This window comes from Streptomyces sp. MA5143a, from assembly GCF_900290235.1.
GTDB lineage: Bacteria > Actinomycetota > Actinomycetes > Streptomycetales > Streptomycetaceae > Streptomyces.
In genome coordinates this window covers 43,930-56,858 of record NZ_OLMK01000126.1, presented here as the reverse complement: position 1 = coordinate 56,858, position 12,929 = coordinate 43,930, and the positions used below count along the sequence as shown (strand labels likewise).

Annotated in this window: 9 protein-coding genes; 5 read left to right on the top strand and 4 right to left on the bottom strand. The window is 72.3% G+C overall.

The features are described from left to right. Positions 1-41: 41 nt before the first annotated feature. Positions 42-1,223: a DUF418 domain-containing protein gene (locus SMA5143A_RS39690; RefSeq protein WP_107467669.1), complete on the top strand. Its 1,182-nt coding sequence runs from the start codon at positions 42-44 to the stop codon at positions 1,221-1,223. Positions 1,224-1,309: 86 nt separating this feature from the next. Here the strand turns inward: SMA5143A_RS39690 and SMA5143A_RS39685 are convergent, their stop codons facing one another. After that, complete coding sequence (locus SMA5143A_RS39685) at positions 1,310-3,964, bottom strand: RICIN domain-containing protein (protein WP_107467647.1); 2,655 nt, start codon at positions 3,962-3,964, stop codon at positions 1,310-1,312. 136 nt (positions 3,965-4,100) lie between these two features. Between SMA5143A_RS39685 and SMA5143A_RS42770 the strand changes: the two genes are divergently transcribed. Both SMA5143A_RS42770 and SMA5143A_RS39680 read left to right on the top strand, forming a co-directional pair. Next, the gene (locus tag SMA5143A_RS42770) at positions 4,101-4,292 is read left to right on the top strand and encodes a hypothetical protein (RefSeq protein ID WP_146194031.1); all 192 of its coding nucleotides are present in this window, start codon (positions 4,101-4,103) and stop codon (positions 4,290-4,292) included. 72 nt (positions 4,293-4,364) lie between these two features. Next, entirely contained in the window at positions 4,365-5,300 is a 936-nt protein-coding gene (locus SMA5143A_RS39680; RefSeq protein WP_146194030.1) for a hypothetical protein, read from the top strand. A gap of 10 nt (positions 5,301-5,310) precedes the next feature. Here the strand turns inward: SMA5143A_RS39680 and SMA5143A_RS39675 are convergent, their stop codons facing one another. Continuing rightward, positions 5,311-7,008 carry a methyltransferase gene (locus SMA5143A_RS39675; protein WP_107467645.1) on the bottom strand — a complete coding sequence of 566 codons (1,698 nt, stop codon included), beginning with the start codon at positions 7,006-7,008 and terminating at the stop codon, positions 5,311-5,313. Between the two features lie 72 nt (positions 7,009-7,080). Then, entirely contained in the window at positions 7,081-8,247 is a 1,167-nt protein-coding gene (locus SMA5143A_RS39670) for a 4-hydroxybenzoate 3-monooxygenase (RefSeq protein ID WP_107467644.1), read from the bottom strand. A gap of 279 nt (positions 8,248-8,526) precedes the next feature. Between SMA5143A_RS39670 and SMA5143A_RS39665 the strand changes: the two genes are divergently transcribed. Beyond that, positions 8,527-11,208: a SpoIIE family protein phosphatase gene (locus tag SMA5143A_RS39665; protein WP_258194003.1), complete on the top strand. Its 2,682-nt coding sequence runs from the start codon at positions 8,527-8,529 to the stop codon at positions 11,206-11,208. 297 nt (positions 11,209-11,505) lie between these two features. Here the strand turns inward: SMA5143A_RS39665 and SMA5143A_RS39660 are convergent, their stop codons facing one another. Then, positions 11,506-12,132, bottom strand: a complete 627-nt coding sequence (locus SMA5143A_RS39660) for a DUF998 domain-containing protein (RefSeq protein ID WP_107467642.1) — start codon at positions 12,130-12,132, stop codon at positions 11,506-11,508. Between the two features lie 198 nt (positions 12,133-12,330). Between SMA5143A_RS39660 and SMA5143A_RS39655 the strand changes: the two genes are divergently transcribed. Next, positions 12,331-12,849, top strand: a complete 519-nt coding sequence (locus SMA5143A_RS39655) for a hypothetical protein (RefSeq protein WP_107467641.1) — start codon at positions 12,331-12,333, stop codon at positions 12,847-12,849. The last annotated feature ends 80 nt before the right edge of the window (positions 12,850-12,929 follow it).

Below are 12,929 nucleotides of genomic sequence, written 5' to 3'. Positions count from 1 at the left end.
CCGCGACGGAGCCCACCGCGGCCCCGGCGGGTGCCGCGCCGCTGGCGCGACTGGTCGGGGTGGACCTCGCCCGCGCCCTCGCCGTGTTCGGCATGTTCGCCGTGCACGTCGGCCCCTTCCCCGACCCCGACGGCGGCATCGGGGACTGGTTCCTGGGGCTGGCGAGCGGCCGGGCGTCGGCCCTGTTCGCCACCCTCGCCGGGTTCTCACTGATGCTGATCGCCGGCCGCCTGGAGCCCAAGACCGGCCTGGCGGGCCGCCAGGCGAGGGCCCGCATCGTCATCCGGGCGGTGATCCTGCTGGTGGTGGGCACCGCGCTGGCGATGACCAACTTCGGCGGCGCCGGCATCCTCAACTTCTACGCCGTGTACTTCCTGCTGGCCCTGCCGCTGCTGCGGCTGCGGGCCAGGACCCTCGCGATCACCGCGGTCACCCTCGCGTTCGTCACACCGCAGCTCGCGTACGCCCTCCGCGCGCTGCTCACCGAGTCGATGGTGACCACCATCGACGCGTACGACCCGATCGCCCGGCTCTCCGGGGTGGGTGTGCTCGACTTCTTCCTCACCGGCCTCTACCCGGCGATCACCTGGATGACGTTCGTCGTCACCGGTATGGCGCTGGGCCGGCTGGACCTGTCCTCCGGCACGGTGCGGCGGCGGCTGGCCGTGGTCGGTCCCGCCCTGATCGCGTTCGGCTACGGCGTCTCCTGGCTGGTGCTCCGGCTGACCGGCGGCGACAAGGAGATCGCGGCCACGATGCCCGACATGAAGGACTTCGAGGCCCTGAAGGACGCCGGCGCCTCGGCGAGCGCCTTCGACATGCCGGTCGGCAGCGGGCTGTGGGGCCCCGACGCCTGGGGGCTGCTGGCGGCCGAGCCGCACACCGGGTCCACGTTCGACCTCATCGGCAGCCTGGGCATCGCGATCACGGTGCTGCTGTGCCTGACGGTGGCGCTGGACCGGCTGCCGGTGCTGCGCCGGCTGGCGGCGCCGGTCATCGCCGTCGGGACCATGTCCCTGACCCTCTACGTGGGCCACATCCTGGTGATCCTCGCCCTGCCCGGAGAGTCGGCCACCCCGCCGCAGTCCGCCTCGGCCGGACTGCTGCTCGCGTTCGTCCTCGGCGCCACCCTGTTCGCGGCGGCCTGGTCACGCTTCTTCCGCCGCGGCCCGCTGGAGCACCTGCTCAACAACGCCACCCGACTGGCGAACCGGGTCCGTTGACCCACGGGCGCGTCCCGGCGGGCCCGGGGCGGGGCCGCGGACCGTGGTGGCCGCGGCCCCGCTCGGGCGTCGGGAACGGGGTGGAATCAGGACGGGTCGCCGTACTGCAGACCGCGTCCGTTGGTGCCGACGTAGACCCGGCCGAAGGTGTCGGGGTCACCGGTGACGACACCGACGCCGCCGATCGCGCCCCACTGGTGGGCGTCGTCGTTGACGCGCAGCCACGTGGCGCCCTTGTCGGTGGAGCGGAAGACCCCGCTGACGTCCTTGACCGTGCCGATCAGGTACAGCGCCTGGTAGCCGGTGCCCGACTTGGCCTTGCCGAAGCCGAGGGCGGACGCGGACTGCACCGACTTGAGCGTGGTGAAGGTGCGGCCGCCGTCGGTGGAGTGCAGCAGCCCCTTGCCGCCGCCGGCGATCCAGAGGTCCCCCGCGAGGCCGGGCACGGCCATGAGCCGGCCCGAGGGCAGGCCGCCCGCGCGGGCGGTGAAGGTGGCGCCGCCGTCGGTGCTGGCGTGGAGGGTGCCGCCGGACAGCGAGTAGAACGTCCTGGCCGAGGAGCGGTCGGCGACGACCACGGCGCCGCTGCCCAGGCCGCCGACCCGCGACCAGCTCGCCCCGTTGTCGGTCGAGCGGTACGGGGCCTCACCGGCCTCGGTCCAGACGATGGTGGAGCCGTCCGCCGAGAGCGCGATGTGACCGTCCTGGGCGGAGGGCACCGGCTCCGCCTTGAAGCCGTTCCAGCTGACGCCGCCGTCGGTGGAGTACGCGCCGTCCTGCGCGCCGCCACGGCCGACGCGGACCATCATCGAGGGCTTCGACTGGGCGAAGTCGATGTCGGTGCTGTTGGTCATCATCGGGTTGTTCAGCCGCCCGGAGGGCACCTTGGTCAGGGAGTCGTGCCGGAAGCCGCCCTGGTCGCCCATGGCGGTGATGACGGCGGCGCCGCCCGGAGGGGCGATCGCGTCCATCAGCGCGGTCTCCTCCAGCCCTCGGGCACCCATGGCCCAGTGGCTGGTGCCGCCGCTGTCGGAGGCGTCGGCGTCCTTGCTGCGCAGGATGCCGTTGCCGGTGCCGTACAGCACGTGCCCGGAGTCGAAGGGGTCGATGGCCAGGGCGGTCATCCAGTGCCCGGTGTGGGTGCCGACGTAAGGGGCGGCGGAGGCGCTGCGCTTCGACTTGTCGGCCAGGGCCTTCCAGTTCGCGCCGCCGTCGGTGCTCCGGTAGATCTCGTCCTCGGGCCACCAGCGGCCGAGGGTGGTGACCATCACCGTGGACGGCTTGCGCGGGTCGACGGCCAGACCGGAGAACCCGTAGCTGCCCTGGGAGGGGGAGACGTTCTTCCACGCCCCGGTGGCGGGCGTGTACTTCCACACCGAGCCGCCGGTCACGCCGTTGGGACCGAGGGCGTTGGTGTAGGTCAGGTACAGCGAGCCGTCACCGGAGAGCACGCCGTGCTGCGGCAGCTGGCCCGTGGGCTGCCCGGACACGGCCTGCCAGGTGGCGCCGCCGTCGGTGGAGCGGTAGAGGGAGGTGGACTTGTCGTTGACGCCGACGTAGATCGTCCTGCTGCCGGCCTTGCCGTACGTCACGAAGGAGATGCCGGCGCCGCTGCCCGCCCCGTCCTTGACCGGGAACGAGGAGATCTGCTTCCAGGTCGCGCCGTGGTCGGTGCTGCGCCACAGGCCGTTCTTCCTGGTGCCCAGCAGCAGGGTGCCGTTGTCCGCGGGGTCGACCACCAGCCGTTCGCCCGCGCCGCGGCCGTCCTCGTTGCCGCCCAGCTTGAAGAGCAGCTCGGTGCGCTTGAAGGTGCGGCCCCGGTCGGTGGAGCGCAGGATCGCGCCGTTGCCCGCCCAGTCGTTGGTGTAGGTGCCCGCCCCGAGGTAGAGGCGGTCGGGGTCGACGGGGTCGGTGGCCAGCGAGTCGATGCCCAGCAGGTTCCAGTCCTTCTCGCCGATCCAGTCGGTCAGCGGGATCCACTGCTCGGCCCCGGTGTCCCAGCGGTAGGCGCCCCCCATGTCGGTGCGAGCGTACAGCAGGCCCTTCTCCTTCTGGTTGAACACCAGACCGGTGACGTAACCGCCGCCCACCACCTGGGCGTTCTTCCACACATACGGTCCGGTCTTGGCCGTGACCTGTGTGTCACCGGTCCCGGACGTCCCGGTCCCGCCGACCTTCACCAGCTTCCACTGCTGGTTGGTGCCGCCCTTGCCGGGATACTGGATGACCGCCGCGCCCTGCGCCGTGGAGCCCCCGGAGACGTCGAGGACGTGGCCGCTCCTGCGGGAGGTGAGGGTGACGGCGCCGGACGACCCGCTCACGTCGTCGATCCGCCACTCCTGGGACGTCGCGGAGCTGTCGGTCTGCTGCTCGGTGGCGGCGGACTTCGCGGTCGAGTTGCCGGCGACCCCCAGGACCTTGCCGCTGTTGCGGTTCACCAGCTCGTAGTAGCCGCCCCCGGCGGGCTTCAGCCGCCACTGCTGGTTGGCGGTGTTCTGGTCGGTCCACTGCTGGACGCGGGTGCCGGCGGCGGTGGAGAAGCCGTTGACGTCGAGCACCTTGCCACTGCGCACGGACACGAGCTTGTAGAAGGCGTCGCCGTCGATCGTCGCGGCCTGCGAGTCCTCCTGGGTGAACAGGAGGTACGGCACGACGGCGAGGGGCGCGCCGAGCAGTACGGCGGTGGCGGTCCAGCGACGGCGGTGGCGCCCGCGGCGCCCGCCGTGCGTGGGGTTCTTCATGGGGAGGCGTTCTCCTTGCGAGCCGTTCACGTAAGAAGGCGGATCCGGGCACCGGAACCGACCGGATCCGCTCCCTTGTGGTCACCGGCCTCGCGAAGGGTTGCCATGATCCACAAACTTTTTTCGAATTCATCCCATGGCTGGTGGGGTCCCCGCTCCCGGGGGAGCTGACGTCTACCGGCCGGTCGCGCCGCTCGGGGTGTGGGCGGCCGTCCCGGTCGCCGTCGCCGTCCGGCCGCGCGAGGCGGAGGACGCGGACGACTGCGGCGGCGCCCGCGTCGCCGTGGGGCCCGCGTGCCTCAACCCGGCGGCGTGGCAATGGTGTTGACGCCTCTCGCGACTGCGACGAGACCCCGCAGATGTCTTGTCGCTGCCTGTCCGTGTCCTCGACACTGTCGTGATGATCGTCTGGGTGGCATGGGCCGGTTCCGCCGCGGGGTACGCGCTCCTCGTGCTGGGGGCCCTCTCGCTCGACCAGCGCATCCACACCCGGGCGGTCGCGGAGGCCCTGGCCCGGCACCGGGTAGGGCGGCCGGAGCCCGCCGACGCCGTACCGGACGAGGACCTCCGGCTCGGGGTCGCCGCCGTCGCCGTCCTCGCCCAGGGGGACGGCAGCATCCATCGCGCGTTCTTCACGGTGATCACCGACATGGTGGCGCGCGGGGTCCTGAAGCCGGACACGGAGTACGACGGCACCCCGACCCTGGCGCTCGCGAACAGCGACCCGTGCCGGCCCGGCGCGTCCGAGGCGGAGGCGAGGCTCTGGAGCAGCGCGTTCCACCAGAACCCCGCCTCCGAGGACCCGCACAGCCTCATGCATCCCACCGCCGACCACCTCATGAACGAGGGGTACCTACGGGGCCGAGGGGTGTACATCGACTTCGAACGGCCCTGCCTCTTCTGGTCCCGGACGGTCGCCGCGCTCACTCTGCCGCTCGCCGCGCTGGAGACGTACGCGTTCCTGGACTGGCGGTACGCGCTGGTGGCGGGGTGGACGTCGATGGCGATGATCGTGGTGGCCTGGGGGCTCGCCCTGCCGGGACGCGAGAGGCCCCAGGCACTCCGGCTGCCGGTCCTCACGGAACGCGGTGAACAAGTGGTCCGTCAGGCGCGGGCCCGCCACGCGCACCTGGACCCGGCGAAGCGGCCCGCGTCGCAGGCGTACGCCCCCGACGAGGCCGCGGCCGCCTGCGCCGTCTTCGGAAGGGCGGCGTACAGCCGTTTCGCCGCGCACACCCCCGGCTTCGCCGACGCGTTCACCGCGGGCGTCGAGCGGCGCCTGGCGAGCAGGGCCGCCGAGCACCGCATGCGCCACCGGAACGACTTCATCGGGTGAGGGCGGGTCGTCACGCCGTGGTCGGGTCGGCCTTCCGGACGTGCAGCACATGCCCGTCCAGGGGCAGCGGGGAGCGGTCGACCAGCGTCAGGCCCGCGTCGGCGAACAGCCTGGCGTAGTGCTCGGCGTGCCGTTCGCGGCCACCGACGTTGCACATCATGTGGAGGTCCCAGGCGGTGGCCAGCGACACCGAGCCGTCGGAGGGCAGGACCCGTTCGACGACGAGCAGATCGGCGTGGTCGGGCATCGCACGGGCGCAGTGGCGCAGGATCTCGCGGCAGCGCTCGTCGTCCCAGTCGTGCAGGACGCGGGACAGCACATACACGTCACCGCCCGCGGGAAGGTCCGCGAAGTCGCCGGCCAGGAAGGCGCACCGCGCGCCGAGGCCCGCCCCGTCGAGCCGGGCGCGGGCGGCCTCGACGGCGTGCGGACGCTCCAGCAGGACTCCTTGGAGCCGGGGGTGCGCGGTGAGGATCCGGCCGAGCAACTCCCCGTTGCCGCCCGCGACATCGACCACCGTGGCCCCGGCGGGCGCCTCGGCGGCGGCGGTGAGCACCGGATGCGCGGGGACCGGGTCGAACATCGCGGCCCCGGCGGCCATCGACCGGTCGAAGAGTTCCGCGAGGCGGGGGTCGCGGGCGAAATGGTCGAAGTGGTTCTCGCCGAAGAGGTGCTCGAAGGCGACCTGCCCCGTGCGCACGGTGTGCCCGAGCCCGGCGAAGGAGTCGTAGAACGGGCCGCCGTACATCAGCGCCAGCGCCCGCATCGATCCCGGGGCGCCGTCGCGCAGCAGCGCGCCCGTCCCGGTGAGCCGGAAGCCGTCCCGCACCTCCGTCACCGCGCCCAGCATCGCCAGATAGCGCAGCAGTGTGGTCAGGTTCCTCGGCCGGGCGCCGATCTCCCGCGCCAGTTCCTCCACCCCGACCGCGCGGTCGCCGTCCATGGCGTCGGCCACCCTGAGCTGGGCGAACGTGCTCAGAGCCTGGGTCGTCCAGGCCCCGGTCAGCAGGCGCAGGAGCGTTTCAGCGGGCTGCCGGGCGCGATGCTCGTCGAGGTGCGCGGCGAGCAGGTCGCGGTGGTCGCCGGGCACATACAGCTCCACGCGCCGGTGGTCGGCCTTCGCCTCGGCGGGCGCGCCGAAGTAGAAGACGGTGCCGTCCTCGTGCGGGTTGTAGCCGCCGCCGTCCGGGGTGGCCCCGTAGCGCGCGAAGGTCGCGCACAGGCCGCGCAGCACCAGCGGGTCGGGGGCCACGACGTCGAAGCCGACGTGGGTCTCGTGCTGCCGCTCCCGCTCGTGCGCGGCGACGGTGCCCAGGTCCGAGCCGGGCGGCACCGTCAGCGCGAACACCTCGACCATGCGGTGCGCCCCGTCCGCGCCGACCACGGCCCGGCGCACGATGCCGACGTCCAGCTCGGCCGCCCGCCGCCGGTGCCGCGTGGCCAGCCGCTCGCGGACGACCACACTCGGCTGCCGCGGCGCGACCCCGACGAGCCCGCAGTCGGTCAGCATGGCCCCCAACTCCGCCTCGTCCGACGGGAAGACGAGCAGCGCGGCATGGGAGAAGCGGCAGTGCTCCACGAGAGCCCGCAGCTCAGGGCCGTCGAGCCCGGGCAGCAGGAGCGGCAGCAGGGTGGCGGTGTCCTGCTCCTTGACGAAGTCGACCGTCGCGAGCAGGCGGGACGTGTCGCCCGACAACGTCGTGATCATGTGCGGAGTTCCTCATTCAGATACGCGGAAGGGGAGGCGAAAGCGGTGGGAGACGGCGCAACGACCTCGTCCTCACACGCCGACGTAGTGCTCGGCGAACCAGTCCTGGTGACTGCGTGAGGTGCGCAGCGAGGCGAGGCGGGAGCGCCGCAGGGAGTTGTGGAACAGGGCGGCGCCGTCCGAGCCGGACGGGCCGTGCAACAGGCCGATCATCCAGTGGGAGAACTCCTGCGCCCGCCAGATGTACGTCAGGCACCGCGCGGAGTACGCGTCGAGCCCCTCGGTATCGCCGTGGAGGAGGTCGTCGGCGAGGGCGCGGGCGAGGAGCGAGGCCTCCAGGACGGCGAGGTTGGCGCCCTTCGCCGCGGACGGGCTGATGAGGCCGGCGGCGTCGCCCACCAGGAACAGCGCCCCGTGACGCAGCGGTTCGAGCACGTCGGACTCCAGGTCGACGACGGCCCGCCGTGTGACACGGCCCCGGTGCAGCGGCCCGTACTCCGCCGCCCGCATCCGCAGTTCCAGCTCCTCCCAGATCCGGTCCTCGGACCAGGCGTCGGCCGGGGTGCCGCGCTCGCACTGGAGGTAGTAGCGGGTGATCCCGCTCGTGCGGGCCATGTGCCCGGCGAAGCCCCGCTCGTGCACCGCGTACCCGACGGCGTCCAGGCTGGGCGGCGCCTCGGCGAGCAGACCGAGCCAGGTCACGCCGTGGTCGTGGTGGTGGCGGCGTACCGAACCCGCCGGCAGCGACCGCCGTGCGGCGCCGTGCCGTCCGTCGCACCCGGCCACGTACCGTGCTCGCCAGGTGGCGGGCCGCCCGTCCGCCTCGCGTACGGTCACCGAGGGGCGGCCGGTGTCGGCGTCGCGCACGGCCATGGCCTCGGTGGCGAACTCGACGCGCCCGCCGGAGGCCGTGAACCGCTCCAACAGATCGGTGACCAGCAGCTGTTGGGGGTAGACGGTGTGCCGCTCGCCCCGCCCGAGCCGGCCGTAGTCCAGCCGGAACCGGCCGTCCATGGTGCGGAACTCGCAGGTGCTGTGGGCCTGTCCGTGCCGGTGCAGCCCCTCGGCCAGTCCGTGCCGCTCCAGGATCCCCACGGTGCCGGCGGCCAGGAACCCGGCGCGTGCCCGTGTCCGCAGGTGCGCGGGCTCGGCACGTTCCAGGACGACGCAGTCGATGCCGCTGTCCTGGAGGAGATTGCCGAGCACGAGCCCGGCCGGACCGGCACCGAGGATGAGCACATCGGTCGCTTTCCGGATCTTCCTGTCTGTCACGAGACGGGATAGTAGATGCCGTGAAGTGCCCTACTGAACGAAAATCACCTGAATGAGGAGGGCTCCGGCAGTGACGTATGAGGGAGGACCGCTGATCCGTGCCGGAAGTGGCTGAAGTGGCTGAAGTGGCTGAAGTGATCGAAGTGGCTTGTGAAGTGGCGTGAGAAGTGATCGATCACCGCTCGGCACGGTCCGCTCCGTGGGCGGGCCCGTGACTATAGGGGTGAGGGATGTTACAAAGGCCGGATGAAGGACCGTTTTGTCCGAGTCGGCCGCATATCGCCACTGTGGTCTCTGGCGCGCAGAAACACGCGGAGTGTCGCGGGGCAGATCTTCCTCCTCCAGGTGGCGTTGGTGGTGCTGCTCGTGGCATTCGCCGTCTTCGCGCTCGTCATGCAGTCACAGCGGCACACCAGTGCCGAGGCCAAACGGAGATCCATAGCCGTGGCGCAGACGTTCGCGCACTCCCCGGGCGTGCTGTCCGCGCTCCGGTCCCCCGACCCCTCGAAGATCCTCCAGCCGCTGACCGAGGAGGGCCGCAAGTCGGCGGGCGTCGACTTCGTCGTCGTGATGGACACCGAGGGCATCCGGTACACCCACCCCATGCCGGACCGCATCGGGAAACGGTTCGTGGGAGAGATCGCACCGTCACTGGCGGGCAAGGTCTACACCGAGAGCGTGCACGGCCCCCTCGGCCACGAGGTCCAGGCGACCGTGCCCATCAAGGACGGCGGCGGCAAGGTGGTGGCCCTCGCCTCCGCCGGGCTGAAGGTGAAGAACGTGACCAGCCTGGTTGACCAGCAGGTACCGGTCATCCTGACCGCCGGGGCCGGTGCCCTCGGAGTCGCCACGGCCGCCACCGCGCTCGTCGGCAGGCGGCTGCGCCGGCAGACCCACAGCCTGGCCCCCAACGAGATGTCCCGGATGTACGAGCACCACGACACGGTGCTGCACTCCGTGCGCGAAGGGGTGCTCATCGTCAGCGAGGAGGGCCGGCTGCTGCTCGTCAACGACGAGGCCAGGCGGCTGCTGGAACTGCCCCCGGACGCGGAGGGCAGGCAGGTCGCCGACCTGCCGTCCCTCGAACCCGAGATGGCGTCGCTGCTCGGCTCCGGCCGCGAGGCCACCGACGAGGTGCACCTCGCCGGGCCACGGCTGCTGGTGGTCAACCAGCGGCCCACCGACCGCGGCGGAGGCCCCCGCGGCACTGTGGTGACGCTGCGCGACTCCACCGAACTGCGCGCCGTCTCCGGCCGGGCCGAGATCACCGGCGAGCGGCTGAAGCTGCTCTACGACGCCGGGCTGGGCATCGGCACCTCCCTGGACGTGATCCAGACCGCCGACGAACTCGCCCGGATCGCCGTGCCCCGCTTCGCCGACTTCGTCACCGTGGACCTGGCCGACGCCGTCCTGCACGGCGAGGAACCGGCGGCCACCGCGAAGGGCATGCGCCGCGTCGCCGTGTGCGGCATCCGCGACGACCAGCCCCTCTACGAGAAGGGCCGGCTGATCGACTTCCTGCCCTCCACACCGCAGGCACGCGGCTACGGCTCCGGCCGCTCCGAACTCGTCGCCGACCTGTCGACCGCGACGGGCTGGCATCTGCAGGACCCCGAGCGCACCGAGCAGATCGTGGACTACGGCATCCACTCGCTCATCGCGGCCCCCATCCAGGCCCGCGGTGTCGTCCTCGGCATGGTCAACTTCTGGCGTTCCACGGAGCACGAGCCCTTCGACCAGGAGGAGCTGTCGCTGGCGGAGGAGCTGGTGGCCCGCGCCGCCGTCAGCATCGACAACGCCCGCCGGTACACGCGCGAGCACGCCCTGGCGGTCACCCTCCAGCGCAGCCTGCTGCCGCGGGGCCTGCCCGAGCAGAGCGCCGTCGACGTCGGCTACCGGTACCTGCCGGCCCAGTCGGGTGTGAGCGGCGACTGGTTCGACGTGATCCCGCTGCCGGGCAGCCGGGTGGCGATGGTCGTCGGCGACGTCGTCGGCCACGGTCTGCACGCCGCCGCGACCATGGGACGGCTGCGGACCGCGGTGCACAACTTCTCCACGCTCGACCTGCCGCCCGACGAACTGCTGAGCCACCTCGACGACCTGGTCGGGCGCATCGACCAGGACGAGGCGTGCACGGAGAGCCCCGCCGCCGTCGTGGGCGCCACCTGCCTCTACGCCATCTACGACCCGACGACGCGCCGCTGCACCCTGGCCCGCGCCGGGCACCTGGCCCCCGCGCTGGTGCACCCCGACGGCGACGTCACCTTCCCCGACCTGCCGGCGGGTCCGCCGCTGGGCCTGGGCGGCATGCCCTTCCAGACCGCGGAGCTGGAGATCGCCGAGGGCTCCCAGCTCGTCCTCTACACCGACGGCCTCGTCGAGGACCGCAGCCGCGACCTCGACGAAGGGATGGAGCTGCTGCGCAAGGCCCTGACGGGCCACCCCGACCGCGAGCCGGAGGACAGCTGCCGGGCGGTCCTGGAGTCCCTGCTGCCCGAGCGCCCCGCCGACGACGTGGCCCTGCTCATCGCCCGCACGCACGCGCTGCCGCCGGACCGGATCGCCGAGTGGGACGTACCACCGGACCCGGCCGCCGTCGCCGGGGTGCGCGCCGCGGTGACCGCCCAGCTCGACGCGTGGGGGCTGGAGGAACTCGGCTTCAGCATGGAACTGGTGCTGAGCGAACTCGTCACCAACGCGGTCCGCTACGGCTCCGAGCCGATCCATCTGAGACTGATCCACGACCGCACCCTGATCTGCGAGGTCGCCGACGGCAGCAGCACCTCGCCCCACCTGCGGTACGCGGCGACGACCGACGAGGGCGGCCGGGGCCTGTTCCTGGTGTCGCAGCTGACGGAACGCTGGGGAACGAGATACACCCCGCAGGGCAAGGTGATCTGGGCGGAACAGAACCTGCCTGGCCGCTGAGACACCATGCGCCGCCCTCGGCCGCCGCGCGTCTCCGCCCGCACGCCCTGCACGACGTACTCCTCGGCGCCCCGGGAGCCCCGGCGCCCGCTCCCGCAGTCCCGCAGGACGGCGACCGCCGCGACACCGACACGTCCCCACGTCGCACGTCGACGTCGCCACGTCGCATGTCGCCACGTCGCATGTCGCCACGTCGCATGTCGCCATGGCGCATGTCGCCACGGCGTCCCGGTCGTCCGCCGCACGGACGACGGGGCTGTCCGGGCCGCTGACCGCCCTCACCCGGCCCGGCGGCCGTCACCGGTGGGACCCGGTCGCCTCGGGGTCGCCCCGGCCCGGCCGCGAGCCGGGATGGCAGAGGCAGGAGACCACGACCATGAAAGGCCACAGCGACTGGAAGGACGTCACGAAACGTTCGGCGACACCGGCGGCCCCGTGACCGTTCGTCTCGATCACGAACCAGACCGCTCCGGCGCCCATCACGGCGGTCGCCGCGAGCGAGGGCAGCGGACGCAGTCCCCACGGTGCCGCCCCGCTGCGATCGGCGGCCAGGACGGGCCAGACCGCCAGGAGCGCGAAGCCGACCACGGCGGCCGAACCGTGGCGCAGGGAGCCCCCACTGCTCGGCGCCGGGAGCAGAGCCACCACGAACGCCGCCACCCCGCCGCCGCCCAGCGCCACCCGTCCGGCGAGCGCGGCCGGACGCAGCCCCCAGGCGGTCAGCAGATGGCACAGCCCCAGAGCGAGCAGCGCCCCGGTCATCACCCAGAATCCCGGCGCCCCGTAGGCGGCCAGGACACTGATCGTCTGCTTGACAGGGTCGTATGCGGGCCCCTCCAGGAATGCCGCGATCGTCCAGCCGCCGATCAGCAGGACGGGTGCGCTCACCGACGGGAGCAGGGCCCACCTGGGCACAAGTCGCACCGGCTCACCGTAGGACGCTCCGGCACGCCACGCGGTGGCGCCGCGCCCACCGGGTCGGCTCGGCTCGACTTCAGGCGCTGCGACTCGGCATCAAAGACGCGTAAAGATTGCCGGAACACGGCAATGAAACCGCGTGCCCCCGCATGTGAGGATCCGGTCAGCCGGAGATCAGCGGCGGGTGAGAGGGGGACGGCACGCATGGCCTGGTTTCTCGGACTCGGCATCACGGGGGTTGTGCTGCTCGCCCTGTCGCTGGTCTTCGACGGCGTTCTCGAGGGTGTTCTTGACGGCGCGCTGGACGGTGCGTTGGACGGCGTTCTCAACGGGCTGTCGTTGCCGACCGTCGCCGGTTTCCTGGCGATGACCGGCTTCGCGGGGGCCATCGCGATGGGTGCGGCGGGCGCCGGCCCCGTGGCCGCCACGGCCGCGGGTGCCGTGTCGGGGGCGGGCACGGGCTGGCTGACGTATCGCTTCAGCCGTGTCCTGATGGACGACCGGACGGCCCTTGCCCCGACCGGGGACGACCTGGTGGGAACCTCGGGCCACGTGGTCACGGGCATCCCGGCGGACGGCTACGGCGAGGTACTGGTACGGCTCGCCGGACAGCCGGTGAAGTTCGCCGCGCGCAGCGCGGTACCCGTGGCTCTGGGCGCCGAGGTCTGGGTGGAGGCGGCGCCGTCCGCCACGTCGGTAGTGGTCCGCCAGATCGACCACTGAACTCACCTCACCTCACCTTTCCTCACCTCTCCTCTCCTCTCCTCCCTCTTTCTCCTCTTCCCTTTCTTTCTCCTTCTCCC